This window comes from Companilactobacillus jidongensis, from assembly GCF_003946575.1.
GTDB lineage: Bacteria > Bacillota > Bacilli > Lactobacillales > Lactobacillaceae > Companilactobacillus > Companilactobacillus jidongensis.
Map to the genome: position 1 here is coordinate 96,175 of NZ_RHOP01000005.1, position 21,928 is coordinate 118,102.

29 protein-coding genes are annotated in these 21,928 nt (G+C 36.6%); 16 read left to right on the forward strand and 13 right to left on the reverse strand.

All coding sequences use genetic code 11. The features are described from left to right. Positions 1 to 63: 63 nt before the first annotated feature. Both EKM68_RS04185 and EKM68_RS04190 read right to left on the reverse strand, forming a co-directional pair. Complete coding sequence (locus tag EKM68_RS04185) at positions 64 to 858, reverse strand: SDR family NAD(P)-dependent oxidoreductase (protein WP_125588409.1); 795 nt, start codon at positions 856 to 858, stop codon at positions 64 to 66. Between the two features lie 226 nt (positions 859 to 1,084). Then, entirely contained in the window at positions 1,085 to 2,257 is a 1,173-nt protein-coding gene (locus EKM68_RS04190; RefSeq protein ID WP_125588410.1) for a MalY/PatB family protein, read from the reverse strand. 140 nt (positions 2,258 to 2,397) lie between these two features. Between EKM68_RS04190 and EKM68_RS04195 the strand changes: the two genes are divergently transcribed. Beyond that, positions 2,398 to 3,795 carry an amino acid permease gene (locus EKM68_RS04195; protein WP_125588411.1) on the forward strand — a complete coding sequence of 466 codons (1,398 nt, stop codon included), beginning with the start codon at positions 2,398 to 2,400 and terminating at the stop codon, positions 3,793 to 3,795. A 30-nt stretch (positions 3,796 to 3,825) separates the two neighbouring features. Here EKM68_RS04195 and EKM68_RS04200 read toward each other — a convergent pair whose 3' ends face one another. Then, complete coding sequence (locus tag EKM68_RS04200) at positions 3,826 to 4,374, reverse strand: GNAT family N-acetyltransferase (protein WP_125588412.1); 549 nt, start codon at positions 4,372 to 4,374, stop codon at positions 3,826 to 3,828. 213 nt (positions 4,375 to 4,587) lie between these two features. Between EKM68_RS04200 and EKM68_RS04205 the strand changes: the two genes are divergently transcribed. From EKM68_RS04205 to EKM68_RS04215, 3 genes are all read left to right on the forward strand, one after another. Further along, positions 4,588 to 5,013, forward strand: a complete 426-nt coding sequence (locus EKM68_RS04205; protein ID WP_125588413.1) for a MarR family winged helix-turn-helix transcriptional regulator — start codon at positions 4,588 to 4,590, stop codon at positions 5,011 to 5,013. An 11-nt stretch (positions 5,014 to 5,024) separates the two neighbouring features. Next, positions 5,025 to 5,276, forward strand: coding sequence for a hypothetical protein (locus EKM68_RS04210; protein WP_125588414.1), 252 nt, complete (start codon positions 5,025 to 5,027; stop codon positions 5,274 to 5,276). Between the two features lie 139 nt (positions 5,277 to 5,415). Continuing rightward, on the forward strand, positions 5,416 to 5,922 hold the full coding sequence (locus tag EKM68_RS04215; protein WP_125588415.1) for a GtrA family protein: 507 nt from the start codon (positions 5,416 to 5,418) through the stop codon (positions 5,920 to 5,922). Between the two features lie 60 nt (positions 5,923 to 5,982). Here the strand turns inward: EKM68_RS04215 and guaB are convergent, their stop codons facing one another. Continuing rightward, complete coding sequence (gene guaB, locus EKM68_RS04220) at positions 5,983 to 7,461, reverse strand: IMP dehydrogenase (RefSeq protein WP_125588416.1); 1,479 nt, start codon at positions 7,459 to 7,461, stop codon at positions 5,983 to 5,985. A gap of 152 nt (positions 7,462 to 7,613) precedes the next feature. After that, a complete protein-coding gene (locus EKM68_RS04225) occupies positions 7,614 to 7,967 on the reverse strand; it encodes a hypothetical protein (RefSeq protein ID WP_164509350.1) in 354 nt (117 codons plus the stop codon). A gap of 149 nt (positions 7,968 to 8,116) precedes the next feature. On the opposite strand from EKM68_RS04225, the gene EKM68_RS04230 reads away from it, so the two are divergent. From EKM68_RS04230 to EKM68_RS04260, 7 genes are all read left to right on the forward strand, one after another. Next, on the forward strand, positions 8,117 to 8,452 hold the full coding sequence (locus EKM68_RS04230; RefSeq protein ID WP_125588418.1) for a DMT family transporter: 336 nt from the start codon (positions 8,117 to 8,119) through the stop codon (positions 8,450 to 8,452). Further along, positions 8,452 to 8,766, forward strand: a complete 315-nt coding sequence (locus EKM68_RS04235) for a DMT family transporter (RefSeq protein WP_125588419.1) — start codon at positions 8,452 to 8,454, stop codon at positions 8,764 to 8,766. Before EKM68_RS04230 ends, EKM68_RS04235 begins: the two co-directional genes overlap by 1 nt. Positions 8,767 to 8,874: 108 nt before the next feature. Beyond that, on the forward strand, positions 8,875 to 9,354 hold the full coding sequence (locus EKM68_RS04240; RefSeq protein WP_125588420.1) for a DUF2975 domain-containing protein: 480 nt from the start codon (positions 8,875 to 8,877) through the stop codon (positions 9,352 to 9,354). 9 nt (positions 9,355 to 9,363) lie between these two features. Beyond that, the gene (locus EKM68_RS04245; RefSeq protein ID WP_125588421.1) at positions 9,364 to 9,819 is read left to right on the forward strand and encodes a DUF2975 domain-containing protein; all 456 of its coding nucleotides are present in this window, start codon (positions 9,364 to 9,366) and stop codon (positions 9,817 to 9,819) included. Then, positions 9,816 to 10,292 (forward strand): DUF2975 domain-containing protein, encoded by a 477-nt coding sequence (locus EKM68_RS04250; RefSeq protein WP_125588422.1) that lies wholly within the window; start codon positions 9,816 to 9,818, stop codon positions 10,290 to 10,292. The genes EKM68_RS04245 and EKM68_RS04250 overlap by 4 nt, the downstream gene beginning before the upstream one ends. Further along, a complete protein-coding gene (locus EKM68_RS04255) occupies positions 10,289 to 10,495 on the forward strand; it encodes a helix-turn-helix domain-containing protein (protein WP_125588423.1) in 207 nt (68 codons plus the stop codon). Before EKM68_RS04250 ends, EKM68_RS04255 begins: the two co-directional genes overlap by 4 nt. 62 nt (positions 10,496 to 10,557) lie before the next feature. Then, positions 10,558 to 10,872, forward strand: coding sequence for a nucleoside triphosphate pyrophosphohydrolase (locus tag EKM68_RS04260; RefSeq protein WP_125588424.1), 315 nt, complete (start codon positions 10,558 to 10,560; stop codon positions 10,870 to 10,872). Between the two features lie 112 nt (positions 10,873 to 10,984). On the opposite strand, the gene EKM68_RS04265 is transcribed toward EKM68_RS04260, so the two are convergent. Then, a complete protein-coding gene (locus tag EKM68_RS04265; RefSeq protein ID WP_125588425.1) occupies positions 10,985 to 11,857 on the reverse strand; it encodes an SDR family oxidoreductase in 873 nt (290 codons plus the stop codon). A gap of 102 nt (positions 11,858 to 11,959) precedes the next feature. On the opposite strand from EKM68_RS04265, the gene EKM68_RS04270 reads away from it, so the two are divergent. After that, the gene (locus tag EKM68_RS04270; RefSeq protein ID WP_125588426.1) at positions 11,960 to 12,535 is read left to right on the forward strand and encodes a TetR/AcrR family transcriptional regulator; all 576 of its coding nucleotides are present in this window, start codon (positions 11,960 to 11,962) and stop codon (positions 12,533 to 12,535) included. A 25-nt stretch (positions 12,536 to 12,560) separates the two neighbouring features. Here the strand turns inward: EKM68_RS04270 and EKM68_RS04275 are convergent, their stop codons facing one another. The 3 genes from EKM68_RS04275 to EKM68_RS04285 all read right to left on the reverse strand — a co-directional run bounded on the left by EKM68_RS04275 (position 12,561) and on the right by EKM68_RS04285 (position 15,524). Then, positions 12,561 to 12,878, reverse strand: coding sequence for a hypothetical protein (locus EKM68_RS04275; RefSeq protein WP_125588427.1), 318 nt, complete (start codon positions 12,876 to 12,878; stop codon positions 12,561 to 12,563). Positions 12,879 to 13,048: 170 nt separating this feature from the next. Then, positions 13,049 to 14,848, reverse strand: a complete 1,800-nt coding sequence (locus EKM68_RS04280; protein ID WP_125588428.1) for an oleate hydratase — start codon at positions 14,846 to 14,848, stop codon at positions 13,049 to 13,051. 121 nt (positions 14,849 to 14,969) lie between these two features. Beyond that, on the reverse strand, positions 14,970 to 15,524 hold the full coding sequence (locus tag EKM68_RS04285) for a TetR/AcrR family transcriptional regulator (RefSeq protein WP_125588520.1): 555 nt from the start codon (positions 15,522 to 15,524) through the stop codon (positions 14,970 to 14,972). A gap of 145 nt (positions 15,525 to 15,669) precedes the next feature. On the opposite strand from EKM68_RS04285, the gene EKM68_RS04290 reads away from it, so the two are divergent. From EKM68_RS04290 to EKM68_RS04300, 3 genes are all read left to right on the forward strand, one after another. Continuing rightward, positions 15,670 to 16,041, forward strand: coding sequence for a DUF1304 domain-containing protein (locus tag EKM68_RS04290; protein WP_125588429.1), 372 nt, complete (start codon positions 15,670 to 15,672; stop codon positions 16,039 to 16,041). A 21-nt stretch (positions 16,042 to 16,062) separates the two neighbouring features. After that, a complete protein-coding gene (locus EKM68_RS04295) occupies positions 16,063 to 17,670 on the forward strand; it encodes a putative polysaccharide biosynthesis protein (protein WP_125588430.1) in 1,608 nt (535 codons plus the stop codon). A 114-nt stretch (positions 17,671 to 17,784) separates the two neighbouring features. Next, positions 17,785 to 18,309 carry a helix-turn-helix domain-containing protein gene (locus tag EKM68_RS04300; RefSeq protein WP_125588431.1) on the forward strand — a complete coding sequence of 175 codons (525 nt, stop codon included), beginning with the start codon at positions 17,785 to 17,787 and terminating at the stop codon, positions 18,307 to 18,309. A gap of 73 nt (positions 18,310 to 18,382) precedes the next feature. Here the strand turns inward: EKM68_RS04300 and EKM68_RS04305 are convergent, their stop codons facing one another. Further along, on the reverse strand, positions 18,383 to 18,562 hold the full coding sequence (locus tag EKM68_RS04305; protein ID WP_125588432.1) for a hypothetical protein: 180 nt from the start codon (positions 18,560 to 18,562) through the stop codon (positions 18,383 to 18,385). Between the two features lie 287 nt (positions 18,563 to 18,849). On the opposite strand from EKM68_RS04305, the gene scrK reads away from it, so the two are divergent. Continuing rightward, positions 18,850 to 19,722: a fructokinase ScrK gene (scrK, locus tag EKM68_RS04310; RefSeq protein ID WP_125588433.1), complete on the forward strand. Its 873-nt coding sequence runs from the start codon at positions 18,850 to 18,852 to the stop codon at positions 19,720 to 19,722. Between the two features lie 152 nt (positions 19,723 to 19,874). On the opposite strand, the gene EKM68_RS04315 is transcribed toward scrK, so the two are convergent. From EKM68_RS04315 to EKM68_RS04325, 3 genes are all read right to left on the reverse strand, one after another. After that, positions 19,875 to 20,369: a hypothetical protein gene (locus tag EKM68_RS04315; protein ID WP_125588434.1), complete on the reverse strand. Its 495-nt coding sequence runs from the start codon at positions 20,367 to 20,369 to the stop codon at positions 19,875 to 19,877. A 96-nt stretch (positions 20,370 to 20,465) separates the two neighbouring features. Beyond that, positions 20,466 to 21,389: a hypothetical protein gene (locus EKM68_RS04320; protein ID WP_125588435.1), complete on the reverse strand. Its 924-nt coding sequence runs from the start codon at positions 21,387 to 21,389 to the stop codon at positions 20,466 to 20,468. A 97-nt stretch (positions 21,390 to 21,486) separates the two neighbouring features. Beyond that, on the reverse strand, positions 21,487 to 21,915 hold the full coding sequence (locus EKM68_RS04325) for a GtrA family protein (RefSeq protein ID WP_404810793.1): 429 nt from the start codon (positions 21,913 to 21,915) through the stop codon (positions 21,487 to 21,489). Positions 21,916 to 21,928 lie beyond the last annotated feature (13 nt).

Sequence of the window (21,928 nt, forward strand, 5' to 3'; positions counted from 1 at the left end):
TTGGGTATTACTATCATTATATCGGATATTATTTACCACAACTACTTTCTTGACCGTTCTCATCTAAAAGATTGTTGGCACTAATCCACCGTCGACTCGTAGAGCCTCTCCTGAGAATGATGATGCATCAGGACTAGCCACGAACACCGCGAAACGACCAATTTCTTCTGGACGAATCAAGCGCTGAATTTGTGAGCGAGAACGATGATTTTTCATGAAATCCTTTTCCCACATGGCCTTAGGCAAATCACTGTCTTGATACATATCATCAAGCATCTTCTGAACACCCTCGGTCAAAGTTGAACCTGGCATGATAGTGTTGACCGTTACGTGACTGGCAACTGTCAATTTGGACAAACTCTTTGCCAACGAAAGATTCATCGACTTGGTCATACTATATTGCGGCATTTCTCCAGATGGCATTATGGCCTCTTCACTTGCAATAAAGATAATACGACCGAAATCTTGAGCAAGCATTTTTGGTAAATAAAATTTAGCTAATGCATTTCCAGCTAAGACATTAACGTGAAAGAATTTTTCCCAAGTTGCATCATCAATATCGTAATAATCCATTGGTTGAAAAATCCCCATATTATTGACTAAAATATCAATTTCTGGAACTTCAACAAATAGTCTTTGACGGTCAGTTTCGTTTGCCAAATCTGCTGCAACTCCCAATGGTTCTGTTTCAGGAAAATCACGTTTGATTTCTGCTACAACTGTATCTACTTCTGGTTGCTTTCTTCCATTAATAATGACATTAGTTCCTTCGCGAGCCATTTCAATCGCAATTGCTTTACCGATACCTTTGGTCGATCCGGTAACTAAAGCTACTTTCTCTTTTAAATGAAGATCCATAAAAATACCTCCTAATAGCTGTACCATTATTTATTTTGATGTGATCATTTAATGAACTAATCATACTAATTCCTTGTTGTTGAATTCGTGTTACTAATATAAACCGTATCCGACCACTTAGATAGTATGTACTTTTTTGTGATATAGGTACTTTGAAGTGCCTAGATTACCAAAAAACTAGAAACTCTATCTAAACAGAATTTCTAGCTTTCTAATTATTATCAAATTATTTTTTACTATCTAAGTAAGCATGAACACCTTTTTCAAGGCGTTTTAAGCCGTCTTCAACACGTGACTTATTAGTGGCCAAGTTCATACGTAAAAATTGATTCCCGTTACCACGATACTTTGTACCTTCTGCCAAATATAATCCCGTTTCTTGGCGAATGAAGTTATTCAACTCTTCAGAATCTTCTGTAACTTTAGTACAGTCGATCCAGGCCAAATATGTCGCATCGCTCTTAACAACACTTAGCTCAGAAATGTTGTTAGCAACATAGTCCGTCAACAATTGGTGATTAACACTGATATATTGTCTCAAGTCTGACAACCATTCGTGACCCTTAGTATAGGCAGCGATAGTTCCAGCCACCGCTAGGATTCCCGGTTCACTTTGGTCATCAATTGAGATAGCACGTTCCACTCTAGCCAGAAGATTAGCATCTGGCGCAATAATTGTTGAAGCGTGTAATTGTGCCATGTTAAAAGTCTTAGTTGGTGATACTAGTGAAATAGAATTCTCGGCGACCTCAGGGTCTAATGATGCGAACGGTACATAACTGTGACCAGGCATTGAAATATCTCCATGGATCTCATCGGAAATAATCAAGACATTATGTTCCTTAGCCATCTTACCAACCTTAGTCAAGGTCTCCTTACTCCAAATATGTCCAGTTGGATTATGGGGATTACATACAAGCATAACAGTTGTTTGTGGATCAGATAATTTAGCATCTAAATCTTCCCAATCTACTTTGTAAGTTCCATCTGTATAAATCAATTCATTATTTGTAACGTTACGACCGTTATGTTCAATCACCCCATAGAATGTGTTGTAATTAGGCTCTTGTAACAGAACATTATCACCCACATCTGTCATATGACGCAAGATTGCGGAAATAGTTGGAATGACGCCAGTACTAAAGAGCATCCAATCAGTCTTAGGTTTAAAGTTATGTTCTTTTTTGAACCAGTCAGCTACGGCCTTATAGTATTCATCTGGAATCATTTGATAACCAAAGATTCCACTGTCAATGGCTTTGTGCATCGCAGTTAAAATCTCTGGAGCTGTTTGGAAATCCATATCAGCGACCCACATTGGTAATTCGTTTTCTTTAACGTCCCACTTCACAGAAGCAGTATTACGACGATCATTAATTTTGTCAAAATCAAATGACATAATTTCACCCCTCAATGTTTTTGTAGTCATTAATTAAAATATTAACACTTTAATATCAAAAAAGTTGGTTTGAAAACTTCCCATCAATGTGTCATTTATATTATACTAATACGATTAGAATCACATTAGAGGAGAATTATATGCCGTCGCTTTTTAGAAAAAAAGATGTTGTCAGTGACCTACAAAATAAAGATGTTATCCTAACCAGAACACTGGTCGCCAAGGATCTAGTCATCATGGGTGTCGGTGTTATCGTCGGTTCGGGTATCTTCATCACACCGGGAATCATCGCGACTAATTATGCTGGTCCAGGCGTTATTTTTACATATTTATTTGCGGCATTGGTCTGTATTGGAGCGGCGTTCTGTTATTCAGAATTCGCCTCTACTATTCCTTTAGCTGGTAGCGCCTATACGTATTCATATTCAGTATACGGTGAAATCGTTGCGTGGATCGTTGGTTGGTCATTAGTCTCTGAATACCTATTTGCGGCAGCTTCGACTGCCGTAAGTTGGTCCGCCTACTTCCGTAATTTATTAGCAGGCTTTGGCGTAACTCTACCCGAAGCACTTCAATCAGCTGCTCACACAAATGGTAATGCTCAAGGTCGTTTTGATATTATTGCCTTCGTCATCGTTTTGCTTGCTACAGTTCTATTACTTCAAGGATTAACTGAATCAGTTCGAATCAATGCCATCATGGTTTATGTCAAAATTTTCGTAATATTACTATTCGTAGTTGTTGCAGCATTCTTCGTCAAACCGGAGAATTACAATCCCTTCCTGCCATTTGGTTGGAGTGGTATCGGTAAAGGTGCCTCAGTAGCATTCTATGCTTTCTTAGGATTCGACGTTGTTTCCACTGCCAGTGAGGAAGTCAAAAATCCTAAACGAAATATGCCGATCGGTATTATTGTTTCCTTACTAGTTGTCGCGATCCTCTACAGTTTGGTTTCATTCGTCTTGGTTGGAGCCGTTAATTACAAAGACTTGAATGTCGCCGATCCAGTTGCTCATGCACTGAATATCCTCAATCAAAACTGGGCGTCCGGAATCATTTCACTTGGTGCTGTCATGGGAATGACGACCGTTCTGTTAGTGATTATGTATGGTGGAACTCGTCTGATCTATTCATTCAGTCGTGATGGTCTACTTCCTAAAAGTTTCAAGTCAGTCAATAAAAAAAGCATACCGGCAAACAGTACACTCTTAGTTGGTTTGGCGGCTGCCATTGCGGCCGCTGTTCTGCCGATCGACAAAATCACTGAACTGGTAAATATCGGAACTTTATTAGCATTCGCTTCAACTTCGATCGGGGTTATCTTCCTGAGACACGGTAAAAATACCCGTGAATTGAAACCAGCCTTCAAGGTGCCTCTATATCCCGTTTTCCCACTGATTTCATTTTTTGCCTGTATCTACTTGATGACCCAGTTACAACCGTTCACGTGGCGTATGTATGGCATCTGGACTGGAATTGGACTAGTCATCTACTTCGGTTATGGCTATTGGCATAGTTTGGTTAAAAAGAATAAATGATACCAAAAAAAGAGACCTGACGGTCTCTTTTTAGTTTGCCATTGGAAGTGAAACTGGTAGGTTCAACTTCTCATAGCCAATGTTATAAATTTGTTCAGGATTACTACTGTTCAATACCTTTACGTAGCCTGTTTCTTGGAACCCTGACTTCTTGATGACATGTTGCATACCAAAGTTCTCTTTGTGTGTATCAACTCTGATGCCTTTGATTGTTGGGTTAAGAGCCAATTCATCAAGTACTGCATTGAATAACTTAGTAGACAATCCTTGTCCACGATGGTTAGCAGACACTGCAACACGATGAAGGGCAATATATTCTCCCTCTTCAGTTAACCATTCACCATCAAGAGTTTGGTAGCTCATATCAGGACCAGGAATAGCTGAAACAGTTCCTAGGATCTCATCACCCTCAGCAAGAACAAAGTTGTACCCGTTCTTAATATCGTGGACTAAGACATCCATATTCGGATATTGTCCTCTCCATTGATTGATATTCTGGGCCGCCAGGTGGGCCTTCCCATCCAAGATAATTTGTTCGATTTGTGGTAGATCTTTCATTTCCGCATGACGTAACAACATTGTTCTCACTTCTTTACATTTTATTTATCTCCGTTTTTAATGCTTAGATATCTAAGATTTAAAATATCGACAAGTAAAGTTATAATACCAAAGTAACTGACTGTCAAGCATTTAATGATTAAATATCTAACTATAAGAAATTTAAATTATTAAACGCGATTATGACGGGCTTTATGCTATACTTTAACTAATTATGTAACGTCGGAGGAAATTATGGACGAGTATGCCCAGGAAACAAATTATTTAATGCATTCAATACTTTTTAATCAGCAAAGACTTTTCAATGAGAAGTCAAATAAATACGATTTGACAGTTCAGCAAGCTAGAACTTTGGAATTGATCGAGAAAACTCCAGGAATGATTCAACGGCAAATTGCTGAATTCCTAAGTATCCGCGATGCCAGTGTTTCTAGTATGTTGAAGAACTTGGAACGTGATGGTTATGTTATCAGAAGACGTGACCGTCATAGCGACCGTAACAAGCGTATTTTTTTAACTGACAAAGGTATGGCAATCATTAAAGAGCTGGGACATCTTTTTGCAGAAGTAGAAAATCAAGTTATTGCACCATTGTCCAAAGATGAGACTATAATACTGTTGAAACTATTAAGAAAAATGGAAGCTGAAATCAGCGAATAGGAGTTTACGTTATGGCCCAAAAAAGTGCCTCTTCAAAACTAAAATCTATTTTCAATACAACATTTATGTTGGGATTCATCTTATTATTTATTAAATTGACCTTGTTAGTAATCAACCACTTCTTCAGATTAGACCTTTTGGCCTTTACCGGAATTGCGAATGTCTTGAGTAATATCATCCCCATCACATTGATGGTTATTGGTGGAATTGGCTGGGAAATGAATACTGACAATTACGAGCGACTCAAAAATTATCACGATTAAAAATATCATAAAAAAATAAGAGTGGATGAACTTAGGAGATTACCAAGTTTATCCACTCTTATTTTTATAATTTTGTTCTACATCCTACAAAAGGGTTAGTATAAAGATATAGATTTTAAGTTGGGGAGAAGTAAGTAGTATGAACAAAAAAACAGATTTTGACGAAGAAAGTCCACTGACAAAGGTCATCGATGATATCTCGGAAGGTATTAACGATGCAGGGACCGTGTTTAATTCTGAAGAAACACCGGTCATCCCTGAAAGTACCGGCAAAGAAGCCGTCCGTTATCTATTATGGGGATTACTTTCAGTTATCGTAAATTTTGGAACATTCTTTCTTTTATATCACGCAATGCATCTTAATTATCAATTCGCCAATATTGTTGCTTGGTTCCTAGGGGTTCAAGTTGGTTTTTGGGTTGACCGAGTCATCGTTTTCCATCACAAATCCAATACTGCCTTTAGAGAAATGTTAGCCTTTTACGGAACTAGAATTCTAACCTTCTTAATTGAAACAGCTACACTCTGGGTCGGAATCTCTCTTCTCAGTGCTGGTGGCACTGGTTCAAAAATTGTTGGTCAACTTCTAGCCATTATTGGTAATTATGTTCTATCGAAGTTCTTTATCTTTAAAAATAAATATTAGTTTTTAATTACGCAAAAAGAGTGGCTCAACTTAAGTTGAGCCATCCTTTTTTTATCTTTGTTAACGTACTGAATAATTAGGAGCTTCTTTTGTAATAGTAACATCATGTGGATGTGATTCTTTCAATCCAGCATTTGAAATTTGAACAAATTGTGCATCTTGTAATTCTATTAAATTATGTGCACCAACGTAACCCATTCCTGATCGTAGTCCACCTAACATTTGATACAAGACATCACCAACAGCACCCTTGGCAGCAACGCGACCTTCGATACCTTCTGGAACTAACTTGTTAGCTTCGTTAACACCACTTTGGAAATAACGATCTGATGAACCGTGTGACATAGCAGCCAAGCTACCCATTCCACGATAAGTCTTGAAGCGACGTCCTTGATAAATTTCAAAGTCGCCAGGTGCTTCGTCAGTACCAGCTAACATTGAACCAAGCATAACGGCGTTACCACCACCAGCTAGAGCCTTAACCATATCACCTGAGTACTTGATACCACCATCAGCGATGATTGTCTTGCCATATTCATGAGCAACACTGGCACAATCATATACAGCTGTGAGCTGTGGTACACCAACACCAGCAACAATTCTGGTTGTACAGATAGAACCAGGACCGATACCAACTTTAACAACATCAACACCAGCATCATACAAAGCACGTGTTCCTTCGGCAGTTGCAACATTACCAGCAATCAAAGTAGCCTCTGGGAACTTCTCACGAATCTCAGTGATCTTGCGAAGTACACCTGCTGAATGACCATGAGCAGTATCAATAATAATTGCATCGGCACCAGCATTTAATAAGGCAGCAGCACGGTCAAATGTATCACTTGTAACACCAACGGCAGCGGCTACTAGTAAGCGACCATATTGATCTTTAGCAGCATTAGGGAATTCTTGAACTTTTTCAATATCCTTAATTGTTACCAATCCACCTAAACGACCATCTTTGTCGATAAGTGGGAGTTTTTCAATTTTGTATTTTTGTAAAATCTTTTCAGCATCTTCAAGAGAAGTGCCAACTGGTGCTGTAATTAAATCATCGTGAGTCATAACAGTATCAATTTTTACTGAGTAGTCATTGATAAAGCGAAGGTCACGGTTCGTAATAATTCCTACGAGTTTTAATTCTTCGGTATTAGAAACAATTGGCACACCGCTGATACGGTAAGTGTGCATCAAATCCTCTGCAGCACTTACTGGAGCGTCTACAGTTAAGTAGATTGGGTCAATAATAACTCCGTTTTCTGAACGTTTTACTTTTAGAACTTCGTCTGCTTGTTGTTCAATGGACATATTCTTGTGAATAACACCTAGACCACCTTGACGTGCCATAGCAATCGCCATTGGTGCCTCTGTAACAGTATCCATACTTGCACTTAAGATTGGTGTGTTCAATTTAATGTTCTTTGCTAATTGAACAGATAGATCAACCTCGTTTGGTAGAACATGACTTTCTGCAGGTATCAATAAAACGTCATCAAAAGTGAATCCTTTTTTATCAAATTTTGTTTCCCATGCCGACATGAATGAGCCTCCTGTATTTTGATTTCCCTATCATATTATATAGGTAAAATTTATAAACATGGTAGCTGATTTTCACAAGTTAGTCAATGGAACCGGGTTATATCTACAAGTTAATATTAAAAAATAAAAAAGCTTATCGTTATAACGATAAGCTAATCCATCTTTACAGCTACCACATCGTAATTCCAGGCATTACGCTTCTTCAGATAAAATTTAAAGGCTCTTTTTCCTAAACAAAGATGATACTTTAAAATACCGTTTTCTCGTTCAATTTGTTCATTGATTCGATACAAGTTGTGATGATGATTTCTGAGTAAATACTTTTCGGTTTCCGAATCCATGGAAACCTTAGCTATCTCATGATGATTGATCAGCAATAAATTGCATGCCAAAATCATCCTCCGCCGTAACAGGTCATTGATAATTAATGCTAAAATGATCCCGACAAGTACTAGCAAGAAGAATCCACCGTATATGCTAAATAATTCAACGTTTACTCTGTTCATCTTCATCAACTACTTCGTATTATTTTATTTAAAAATATCGTATCATGTTACTATTTTTTTTATCAAATTTTACGCTCAAATTGTGATTGACTATTGGTACATATCCAGTAAATTAGTTATTATCACAAAATTATTTCGAGGTGACAATTATGTCCAGAAGTTGGTTTGAAATTTTCATCGGTGCCCTGCTAGAAGTTGTTTGGGTCTCGGCGATGAAACACGAACATTCTATTATATCAGCAGTGATCGTAGTCGCAATTTTGATTTTTAGTTTTTATTTAATGATCGATGCCAGTAAGAATATCCCTGCAGGAACGACTTATGCCGTTTATGTTGGCTTAGGATCTCTCTTCGTCGTCTTAGCGGGGGTATTAGTCTATCATGAACCATTTAGCCTGCCCAAATTATTCTTTGTTCTCCTATTAACCGTCGGTGTGATCGGACTCAAAGTCGTCACTGATATCGAAGAAAGACAGGCACACTAATGGATTGGATATTCTTATTACTCGCCGGTTGTGGAGAAATGTCTGGTGTTACTGCACTAGGGTTTTATTCAAACACCAAAAAGAAACTTGCCCTAGTAGCAATGATCGTCTCATTTGTTTTCAGTTTTTCATTTTTGTACCTATCGCTACAAACCATCCCCATGTCGATCGGCTACTCGATTTGGACGGGAATTGGGGCCGCCGGAGGTTCACTGATGAATATGTGGTTATTCAATGAGTCCAAGAGTTTCAAGCGATTCTTCTTTATCTTTCTAATCATCATTTCAGTCATTGGATTGAAATTTGTCAGCTAAGTCATCTTGAAAAAGATGACTTTTTTTGTTGTTATTTGATAAATATTTATTGTTTATCGATAAAATAATGCTATACTCAAATTACAAATTATTACGAGGTGCTTCAAAATGAAAAAGGAAACTATCTTTTTAAAAGTAACTATTTATGTCATGGCACTCATCATGGCAGCAATTTGTATCGTTGTTGCCCCGCATTATTTGATTGGTGCCAATAATCTGTTACCAAACAAACCCGTTCTAACAATTATTCTGGGACTTGGTCTCTATGTTACAGCTATTTTATTCTACGTTGTTTTGTACCAAGCAATGAAATTACTTAACTTGATCGACCACGAAAAAGCTTTCTCTAAAAAATCTGTTACTGCGCTCAAAAATATTAAGTACTGTGCTTATAGCATGTGTATTATCTATCTTCTCGAATCACCTGTGTTCTATATTTTTGCTGACAAAGACGATGCTCCAGGTGTTATTATCGTCTGTGCTGTTTTGGCTGGAGCTTCATTGGTCATTGCTATCTTTGCCAGTATGTTACAAAAGCTTCTGCATCATGCCATTGAAATCAAGTCTGAGAATGACCTAACTATTTAGGAGGATATCATGAAAATTTTGACGATCTTTTTGAGATTTATTTTAGTCCTGATCATTGCTATGTTAAGTCATTTTGTCGTTTACTTTTTTCCATCCCTCTTGGGCTGGATGCACGAAAGTGGCTCAAGTATGATTACTCTAGGTAGCTTTGGATTCTTCCTTTTTTCATCCGCTCTTTGTGCCTATGGGATTATCATTTTTGCCTGGAGACTGCTGTACTTAGTTGATCACAAATGTGTCTTTACCGCTTCAGGTACCTTTGCTCTGAAGGTAATCAAATTTTGTTTTTATTACATTGCCATCGTTTATCTATTATCATTCTTCGATGTCGGTGAATTAGCGAACATTGAACAAGCACCCGCACCCTTTGCCGCTGAAATATTTATCGTCGTTTTTGCAACCTCGATGGGGCTATTCGTTAACCTACTTCAAAAAATTAATCATCGTGTAGAGGAGATATCATGAAAAATTTAACGATTCCTTTGCGATTAGTACTCTGCTTAATCTTAATATTATTAACTTTAGTTTGTATCTACACCTTTCCCGATTTAATTTCATATCGTGGACAACCTGAAATGCCCACAATACTCAAAGTTCTATTAGGAATAGGATTGTATCTATCCGGAATTCTATCCTATGCTATTATTTATTTTTCATGGCGGCTGCTTCACTTGATCGACCACAATCATCTCTTCTCAGCAAAAGGTGTTTCCTCGTTAAAAATAATCAGAAATTTATTCTATACGATTGCCATCATCTACGCTGCAATGTTCCCGTTATTTGCTTTCATTACATCTGACGACTGTTCTCCCGTTGGCGGACTAATGGAAATGTTTGTCATTATGCTAGGATTAATGGTTGGGACATTTGTACACGTTCTTCAAAAAGTTTCTCAAGACTTAGTAAATTCTAAAAAAGAAACCGAGTTATCAATATGATAGTAATTAATTTGGACGTTATGTTAGCCAAAAGAAAAATGAGCCTGACTGAGCTGTCACAAAAAGTTGGCGTTACAATTGCCAATTTGTCTATCCTAAAAAATGGCAAAGCAAAAGCCATTAGATTCTCAACTCTCGAAGCAATTTGTCGGGCATTAGATTGCCAACCAGGCGATATCCTTGAGTACAAATCAGAGTTCTAGACCAATAATTATGGTAAAATTCTCTTACAGACTATTTATGTAATTCGTTTGGGGGAATATATATGAAAAAATTGGTCCGTGACAAAGTACCAGATATCGCTGGAGATAAGGCAGAATTCGATATTCTATCGAACGATGACTATCGAACGTCGCTCCGTGACAAACTAGTGGAAGAAGCAAAAGAAGTTCAGGCGGCTGATACTCGCGCTAACCTCGTAGAAGAGTTAGGGGACTTAGAAGAAGTCATGCGCGCAATATTAGATGATGCTTCGATCACGTATGAAGAAATGGACAGCATTCGTCAGTCAAAAGTTATGCAACGTGGTAAATTTGAAGAGAAATATGTTATGAAATTCAATGAAGATAGTGAAAATTAAAAGAGTTTGGGACAAAACTCCAAATTCTGAAAAAAGAACCATCATGGGAAATTAAAAGATTTCCCATGATGGTTCTTTTTGTTACATTATTTTCCACTTAATCTTTAGCATTCTAATAAGCATTGGCAAAAACATTCATAAAATCTGACATCTTTACTATTCCCAATTTTGGTTCGTTCTTGTAAAAATCAGCGTAAAATTTTGATGTTCCTTCTGCTTTGTACATATTAGTAAATGATGTAGCAAACGATTTAGGCATAACTTTTCCTAACCGCGTCTGCATTTCATTATCAGATATTTCAATCCATTTCAAATCAGGCATATCGATTTTCTTAGAGATATATTTAACTAATTCGTTGCCTGTAACAATATCACTGGCCACATACATAACGCTGTTCTCTATCACAGGATTTAAAAGGGCTTCTAAGACACTATCTGCTATATCCTTGGGATCAACGAAAATGCTTGTTGAAGTGGCGGGACGATTTTCAAATATCGCATGACTAGCTTTAATATCGGTGATTTTTGACAAAAGATTATTATAAAATCCAGTTGGTCTAATGAATGTATAGCTAACGTCATCCAGCTCTTTAAGTACATCCTCAATTATATGGTAAATATAGAGTGCTCCGACCTCAGGACCTTGATCAGCTCCAACACTACTCAAATCAACGACGCGCTTTACTCCAGAGTTAACGATTGCTGTTTGAAAAATTATTGCCTGCTGGCGTGCCGACTCAATCATATCTTCATCACGATTGACACCTGCAAGCATCAAATATACTTCGTCAGCACTTTGAAAGGCTGATGTCAAAAACTCCGCATCCTGCATTGATCCAATTGCTGCCTTAGCACCTAAATTCTCGATTTCTTTTTTATGTTTATCTGAATGTGAAACAACTGTGACTTGATGTCCCTGTTTAACTAATTCAGGAATTACGTAGCTATTGATATGTCCTAATGAACCTAATAATGTAATTTTCATATTTATTTTCTCCTTTAAAGATAGCCTTATCTCTTAACAAAAATGAATTATAAGAGATAAGGCTATCTTTTGTCAAGGTTGATTTTCAAAAGAATTCTAATTATGATTAGTAACATGAAGAAAAAAGATAACGAAAAATACGAAAAAATTCTTAATGCGGCAATTGAAATCATCAAGGAAGATGGTGCTGCAACTTTATCAACTACTAAGGTCGCTAAACGGGTCCAAATTTCTCAATCAAATATTTATATTTACTTCAAGAATAAAGATGACCTACTCAAACAAATTTACCAATCAGAAATTTCTGATTATCAATTACGTTTCAACGACATTTTAGAAAATGGTCATTCTACACTTGAAAAAATAACCGAATATATTCGGGCGCTTTACGATATTTCTATCGAAAATCCAGACTCAATGGATGTCATTGAACAAATTAAGCAAATTCCTGATTCCCCAATTGATATGAACGATGTCGTTGGTTTTGAAAGTAATCCTATCGTTGACCTAATTAAAAAAGGTATCGCAGAAAATATTTTAAGGGACGTTAATCCAAACATTTATCTAACCATGATTTTTAATACCATTCGTATGAATGCTTCCAATACTAAAAATAAACAAAACTTCAGTTCTTTTGACACACTTTTAGATTTATTCTTGCATGGTATTCTCAAATGATTTTGAAAATAAGGATAAATTAACTTTATTGAGCAATAAACTCATTCAAAAAATTTTTCAATTTCATATTTTTGTTCGGTTCTTTTAAATTGATTTGAATATACTCAAAACTTCCATCCTCATACATACTGGAACTCACGGAATATTCAACTGAAAATTCACCTAAAAAATTAAAAATTGTAATTATTTTGTCTAAATCAAACGGACGTATATTTATTGATATAGAATACCCATAAAATTGTCCATCAACCGTTTCAGGATTATTTTCTGAAATATTCAAAATAGTATTTTCAGACGTAAGAAACACGAACATATCAATTATTTGATTCTTAATAGATTTCATTGATTTTCTCCTTATTTAGTAGGGTTTAATTATCTCAGAAATAATCTAAACACCAAAATTTATATTTTTATAAATACTAAAAGAGACCGCAGATTATGGGACTGCGGTCTCTTTTTTATTTGAGATATAACGTTTATTTATTTTATATGGGAGTAATTATTTGTTCGGTATTATTTTGAGTGTGGTGCCTTAGGGTGCAAGACGGATACCTTTGTAGGAATCGTCTTATCGCGTCCTAAGTACATTTGATAATATGGCGGTACATTATTTACCAAGTGCAATAATTGTTGCGTTACTTCAGGAATTGATTCTGGAGTAATTGGTGGTAAGTCATCAGCTGTAACTTTGCCCTTGATACCTCTGAATCTCTTGATACGTTCCAATAAGTAACGAACGTCATAACGTGAAGGGTTAACTTCGAGAACGTCTTTTTCAACATTCAATAATTCATAAACTGCTTCTAGTCCAGTACGAACTGAAGTTTCAACTGTGAAGACAACATCATCGTCAATTTCAACGAATTGTCCCAGTAATCCAAGGTTAGTACATCCATCAGGAACTACCTTAGGACGATCGCCAAGTTTTCTAGGCATGAATTGACTTGTACAGTATGGCATCATTGCTGTCGACATGTAAGTATGAGCTAATACTTCATCCTTAATATCTAGCATTCCTAAGTGATACAAGAGCTCGGTCATGATTTCATCACCGGTACAATCCCACATACGTTTCTTAATGTAGTTACCGATATTTTCACCGTACAATCCATATCCCCAACCAACTTCTTCGTCATCAGCTTGATATGGGAAGAATGGTTTGTGGTGAATCTCGAATGACATATCCCAATTAGAGTCTCTGAATGTCATTAGACCACCAGTACCAGCCTTACTTCCTGATAATTCTTCAATACGTTTGAAGAATTCTGGGTAATCCTTAACAGTTGGGAAGAATGAGATCCACTTCGTCTTGTCGATCTGACCCAAGAATTTCTCAGGGTGACCGAACTTAGCATCTTTACCAGCCAAGTTCTTCCAGATTGTGAATGTTCCCATGTCCTTGGTGTCAGTGTTAGTAATAGCAACAGTCTTGTTGTCACCAAAGGTACTATTTTCACTGATTGAACCAGTAGTTACGAAGACTAAGTCTTGCATAGCAACAGGAACTTCAACTTTTTCACCGTCTTCACGAGCTAGAATCCCTTGAACAGTATCATTCTTGGCATCTAATGCTAAGTCATAGACAGCGAAATTATTTACAAAGTTAACACCCTTGTCAATCAAGAATCTCTCGATAGGAAGAATAATTGCGTCATATTCGTTATATTTTGTATGAATGAATCCTTCGAGATATTCGTGACGACTGATGAATGTAAATCTTTGCCAATAACGACGACATTCAATCACACTGTGATAATCTTTGAAAGCTAATTGACTGTGGAAGCAAACCCAGAAGTTTGTCTTGAAGAATCCTTTATCAAAGAAATCGTTCAAACTCTTGTCAGCTAACTCTTCCTCAGATGAAGCAACGATTTTGCTCATTGCTGCAGCGTATTGAGGAGCCAGCTTGTACTCGTGATAGTGTCCATCGATCTTACCTTGATCAACAATTACACGAGCTTCTGTATGGATAGGCTCGTCACGATTGAAGTCAACAACGTCATCAAGTACTGTTCTGCCTTCATTTTCCAATGAAGGAATCTTGCTACACAGATACCAGAGACATTCCATGTACGGCTCCAATTCACGTTCAGCACGACAGAGGTAACCTTGATTGCTCTTAGTTCCGTCCATTGAGCCACCCATGACTGGTTTCTTTTCATAAATCGTAATATTTTTAGCTGGCATTTTGGCATCGTCGATCAAAAATACTGCAGTTGCTAAACCAGCAATTCCTCCGCCGACAATGTTGGCCTTACGGTCATCGATTCCAGCGGGTTTATGTGGATGATACATTGTTTTATAAATGTTCATGTTACTGCCTTCTTTCGTTTTTCATCTGCCCTGAATCTAAGATAAGCCCACTGGATCGTTGAAACAATTTACAAAAAAAGAAAAGTGTAAATTATTTTTACACTTCCCTCAATTTGTAAATCTATTTTGCATACTTATTTAACGCTTTTTTGAAATCACCCTGAACCAGAACTCCAGTTTGATCAACTATATCTTTGGGGTCATCCTTCATACCATCTTTGACCCATTCGAATATTAATGAAATAAATGCCAAACTATAAAAATGAGCAATAAAATCTTTGTGCTTCTGATCGACTGACATACCAACTGCCTGACGTTCAACAACAACGATTATATAACTGTAGATAACCCGATAAATATATTTTTCTAAAAGATCACGATAAATTGACTGATAGGTATTCATAACTAGGTCTTGATTGTTTTTGATTTCAATCATGACATTATAAAAACCGCGTTGCCAATTCTCATAGTCAGAGACATTAGACAACACCCTATCAGCGACTTCACTAGCCGTCCATTCAACTAATTCATAAATATCAGAAAAATAATTATAGAAAGTCTGTCTGGTCAAATCGCACTCACCAACAATGTCCTTAATAGTGATTTTATCAACTGGCTTTTTTGCCAAAATTGTTACGAGTGAATCAGATAGGATTTTCTTGGTATTATTTTGCATCAGGACCATCCCTTCAATATATTGCTTCATCTAATTATATAATTTTTTTCATACTAGCGCTCACTATTCCAGCAATTCAGTAACATGTTGTTTACAGGTCTAAAACGGTTTATTATATTAGACATACCCTAAGGAGGGAAAATTTATGGAGATTTTTACCCTACTTCTAGTTGCGTTAGTTGCACTAGAACATATCGGAATCGCTGTCTTAGAGATATTTGCAGCCCCCGAAAAACAAGCCGAGGCCTTTGACATGCCACTAGATTTTGTTAAACAACAAGGTGCTCAGACTGCTCTATCCAATCAAGGAATTTATAATGGGATGTTAGGAATACTTATTCTAGCAATGATCCTTTTCTTCACTGGTTCAGTTCTAAAAACAATCATGATCCTTTTGATGATCTATGTGATCGTCGTCGCTGTTTATGGTGCTTTTACTGCTACTAAAAAAATCCTTTATGTACAAGGATTACCCGCACTGATTGCTCTGATATTTGTACTAGTGTTCTATAAATAGTAATAGTTAGGAAATTTATTCATGAAAAAAGATTCACTATTAAAAAGTTCCCTTTGGATCTCGATTTCAGGTATCTTCTCGAGAATCCTTGCGGTAATTTATATTATCCCATGGAACATTTGGATTGGTCCAGTCGCATTAGGAGCAGCCAACGCGTTATACGGAAAAGTTTATAACATTTACAATTTATTCTTGATCATCGCTACTGCCGGTATTCCATCAGCTATTTCCAAGGAAGTAGCTGCACACAACGCTCTCGGCCGTTATGATCAGAGCGAAAAATTGCTTAAGAAATATACCTTCTACATGACATTGGTTGGTATCGTCCTAGCAGGATTCATGTTCTTCGGTGCCAAATACGTTGCCATCATCTTTGCTGCTGGTGACATGCGTGTTGTTACACCAATCAAGTACCTGAGTGTCGCTATCCTGATAATTCCCGCTCTAGGAATCATGCGTGGATATATTCAAGGTTATGCGTTCATTTCATTTTCAGCTTTTTCACAAGTTATCGAACAAATCGCCCGTGTGGCTTACATGTTATATGCAACTTACACGATCATGGTTATGCAAAAGGGCAGCTACATGAGTGCTGTTAACCAATCTACCTTTGCTTCATTTATTGGTGCAACACTGGCCTACATTTTCTTGATTTGGATGCGATTCAGAGTTCGTAAATCAATTTCGGCTGAAGATATCAAGACATCAGCTGAAGTGCCAGATAGCGAATTAACACAAGTCAACTTTGGTTCAATGTTGAAATCAGCTATTCCATTCCTGTTGGTCGATACTATTATGACCGTTCTACAATTATTCGATCAGACCAGTTTTGTGTTGATCTATCAAAATGTCCTTCACGCTAGTCAACATACGATCGATAACCTGTACTCAATGTTTGGATTCCAAGCCAACAAACTGATTATGGTACTAGTATCTTTAGCTATTTCAGTTTCAGCTTCGATCATTCCCGCATTGTCAGCGTTGATCAGTCGTAAAGCAAAATTTGAGGACATTCAAAAATTGCTAAGAAACATGGTACAATTTACCGTCTTCATCATCTTACCAGCAACCTTTGGTATGATCGGTATTGGCCGTCACCTATGGACTGCTTTCTATATTCCAAGTACCTTAGGTACTCAAATTTTGGCAGTTTCATGTATTGAAGCATTCTTCTATTGTGTTTTCATGATTTTGGAAAATGTCCTACAAGTTGACAAAAAAACTAAAACATCAATGATTTTCTTAGCCCTAGCCTATTTGATAAAAGTAAATTTACAATACCCGCTAACTATTTATATGGGCGCTTTCGGTCCAGTGGTTGCAACCACAGTCGCCTTCATGATAATGGGACACTTTGCTTTTAGAATCATCAACCAGCAATACAAACTAATTGATAAACAGTTGGCAATTCGATTATTAAAAATTGTGATCGATTCCGCGATTATGTTAGTGGTTGTCTATGGTGCTGATTTACTACTATCTAAATTCATCAATGGTCAAACTAAGATCGGCGCTGCAATTATTCTATCTATCTGTGCTGTCATTGGGATGATCGTTTATGCGGTACTTGCATATAAAGATGGTTCAATGAAAATTCTTAAAGAAATTCGTGGAACTGATATTTATTAGGATAAGCCTTTGGGCTTATTTTTTTATCGTTATAACGCCATTATAGAACTACTTTTCTATCGTCAAAATAACCACGATAGTGTATTTTAAAAGTAGATAAAGGTGGGGATAGAAATGGAAATTAGCAAGATTTTGAAAAACAAACGTACTGAACTAGATATGACACAAGGTGATTTAGCAAAATCACTCTATGTATCTAAACGTTCTATTACTAATTGGGAAACTGGTCGCACCACTCCTGATATTGACAGTTTGATACGTCTATCCAAGCTTTACGATATTTCATTAGATGACCTTCTGTTAAATAACAAAAATGCAGTCGACAACGTTAAGAAACAAGCACAGCTCAAATTAATGAATATATATTTAGCCGCTACCTTTATAACCTTGTTAGCCTTTTTATTTATTTTAGGAACTACTGGCTTATATGGTGATTTATCCAAGCCTGTGTATGTTATTACTTGGATTGGTGCTATCAGTAATAATATAGCCATGGTTTACTTCCTAGACCAGATCAATAAATTAGAAAACAAATCTGAAAAACAGTTACTTTTGAGTGCATTGAAATGGACTTTGTTAGGATTAACAATTGTAATTCTTAGTATCATCATTATCATTATGATTAAATATGGACACTAAAAAGGCAGCTCGATGGGCTGTCTTTTAGTTTGCTTGAATCCATTCGTTTGTAGCTACATGATATTACTTTTGATCATTGAAATAAGCATAACGGTCGGTTGGCACAGTCCGTCTCCAATTTTTCTTTTCCCTGTGTATACACAAATATTATTTCACCATGTTGGTTTTTTAAATAAATATTTACTTGCTGTTCATCCGAATCCGTATCAGTAACTGGATATGTTGGCGTATCATTTGCAACTATTGGATTCAAAGAAGTATTCTCTTGAGTACTGTCTATTGTTCTATTAGATTCTGCATAACTTGTGCTTCCTTGCTTAATCTTTTCATCTAGAGAATTCTTTGTACCGACTTCTTCTTTTCCTGTATCTTTTTAATATTCTATCCACCTATGTCCTTGATTCTGATAAATCTATTATACAATAATCCTATGTTTTTTAACTCAATCTAAAATAATTGCAATTGACGACCAGTTTTTGTAATGGTATCTTAAATCATCGAAAGCGATTGCAGAAATTTTCAATATAGGAGGAATTTACATTGCTAGTTGGAAGTATTGAAGCAGGTGGAACAAAGTTTGTTTGTGCTATAGGTGACGAAGACTATCGTATCAAGGATAGTGTTCAATTCCCCACGACAACCCCAGAAGAAACTCTACAAAAAACAATTGATTACTTTAAACAATTCGACATCGAGGCTCTAGGTATTGCCTCATTTGGACCGATCGAATTACGTAAAAATTCACCAAAATATGGGTACATTACATCAACTCCCAAACCAGGTTGGCAAGATACTGACTTCGTTGGTGCACTCAAAAAAGAAATCAATGTACCAATGTTTTGGACAACTGATGTTAACGGATCTGCATACGGTGAATACGTCATGTCAACTCTTACAAACGAAAAAATTGGTTCATTAGTTTATTACACAATCGGTACTGGTGTTGGTGCCGGCGCCATTTCTGACGGCAAGTTTGTTGGTGGTATGGGACATCCAGAAATGGGCCATACTTTACTCAAACGTCATCCTGATGACTTAGACTTCAAGGGTATCTGTCCATTCCACGACGACTGTCTAGAAGGATTAGTTGCTGGACCAACTTTTGATGCTAGATTAGGTAAGCCTGGTAAAGATGTTCCTGTAACTGATCACACTTGGGATATCATGGCTTACTACGTTGCCCAAGCTGCTATCCAAGCAACCTTGATATTACGTCCTGAAAAAATTGTCTTCGGTGGTGGTGTTGTCAGCGAACCATTTCTAGTCAAGGTCCGTGAACAATTCCAGACACTCTTAAACAATTATGTCGTTGTACCTGAATTAGATAAATACATTACGATGCCTCTAGTAAAAGATAACGGCTCGGCAACCCTTGGCGACTTTGCCTTAGCCATTCGTGAATTGCAGGAATAATATGCTTTAGAGGGATTTTAAATGAAAAAATCCTGGAAAATAACTTAGTTAAAATTTATAAATCGAAGAAAAAAATAAAGCAAAGAGTCCCGTATTTACTACGTAAATACGGGACTCTTTTTAAGTTTATGTTCATTTCGCCACATTTGATTTTAGTTAGTACAATCCTGAACAAACTCCATGGCTCGATCAAAAATCGGATTATCTACAGTATCATACCAAGATACATCAACGAAGATATCTTTGGACTCTTTAGTTGTAATCATGATTCCACTTGATGATCCCGCATTAATATCATAATTTAAATGTTGCTTAGCCGTTATAACGCTTATGTCATCAATATCAGAATATTTAATTCGACTTAATTTAAAGGCTTTAGGTTTAAAAACTATCCTGAGCCTATCGTACCAATTGGTGATCTTATAATATTCGACACCCTTTACATTTACTTTAACGTAACTGATCATTCTTGGTAAATACAATGGAAAAATACCAATTGAGAGTGCAACGAACCCAACAATGGTAACGAGAGTACTTACCCATATAAGATCCGTTATAACGAAGCTTACAACAAATATCAGTATCGAAATAAGTACTGAACTCGTTAACAGTTCATAAGATTGTTTCTTACCAAAACTCCACCCCATGACGTTCACCTACTTACGCTTTTGATATTATTATTTAATAATTTAATTAATATATCAAAACATAAGCCGTAGAAACGCCAGACGTATGGTATATGGTTAATTGTCCGATGGATTCCCCTGTTCTACTCGGCCATCAGGAAAAACTGTCCAGTTAAACGGATAACTTGAAACATCACCCATAGGAATTGCGATTCTAACCCAATATGCACGTTCGCCACTACCAGTGTCCACCATATCATAACTATATGATGTATAGTGTGCCCCAATATCAGGGTCAGTCTCCGTTACATCACCTGCTGAACCATTTTGCTTTTCAACTAACGCTTCAGCTTCCTCTTCATTATTCACAACATTCTTAGAATCAGATGATGTCTGGGTAGCAGTCTGATTTTGAGATTCACTATTGTCATCCGTCGTATCAGAACTGCTATCAGAACTATCGTTACCATATATACCTTTATTGTAATCCGCTTTTTGTTTATCCCATGCTGCTCGATGAACAAAAAATTCCTTGTAGCCACTTATCAAAGTTTTATTAGTTAAATTATCTGAACTGAACACTTTTGTATTTTGTTCAACATAAGCTAATTTGAAATTATCGTTTCGATAGACTAACAATCCTGATTCCTCGAAGAATGAACTATCAACTTTGGTGAATAATCGTTTAATAGTCATTTCCTTATTGGGTGACACTGTTACATTACCTTTTTTACTAGCCTTTACATCGTGAGAACCCTTGAAGATAAACTTACTTTGATCAAAGCTTATCTTTTTGTCAGTCCGATTATTTATTTCCACGCTAACTACTCCAGCAGAAGTATCATCAAGATAATACTTAAATGTAAATTTAACTTTAGCTCGATCACTCTTTGACAAACTATCATATGCCTTAGCTTCAATTTTTGTAGTTTTCACTGTCGGTGTCGATGATTTAGTGCTCTGTTTACTTTGACTGGTACATCCTGTCAAAACAAGCAATAATGCCATAATAACTGTAAATAAAATTCCTTTTCTTTTCACTTTAAGTCCCCCTCATATATCCGGACTTAAGCGTATTACTCAATTTAAATTTTGACAATAAAAAAATAAGCACACACGGCATTGCTGCCATGTACGCTTATTTGCTATCTAACTTTTCCCTCTTACGAAAAATAATAAACTTACTAAAAATATAATTCAGTACGATCACGAACACATTCGCAAATAGTTTTACGATCATATCATTAATGTGCATAAGTGATACTCCGATTGTCATTGTTCCTTGATCGATGATCCAAGACCCTCCACGGAAAAGGAAGAATGATCCCATTTCTAATAAGAAGGCTTTCATCGTATCTGTATGTGAATCAAATACCCATAATTTGTTAGTCACATATGCAAAAATCACTGACAATAAGTAGGCAAAAGCGTTAGCTAATTGATAATTCCAACCTGCAATATAAGTGAAAAACCAAAAACCAACATAGTTCACTACTGTTGTTAAGACACCAAATATCAAATACGGTATGGCATCTTTATACTTACTCCATAATTCTTTCATATCCATAATGAATAGTTCT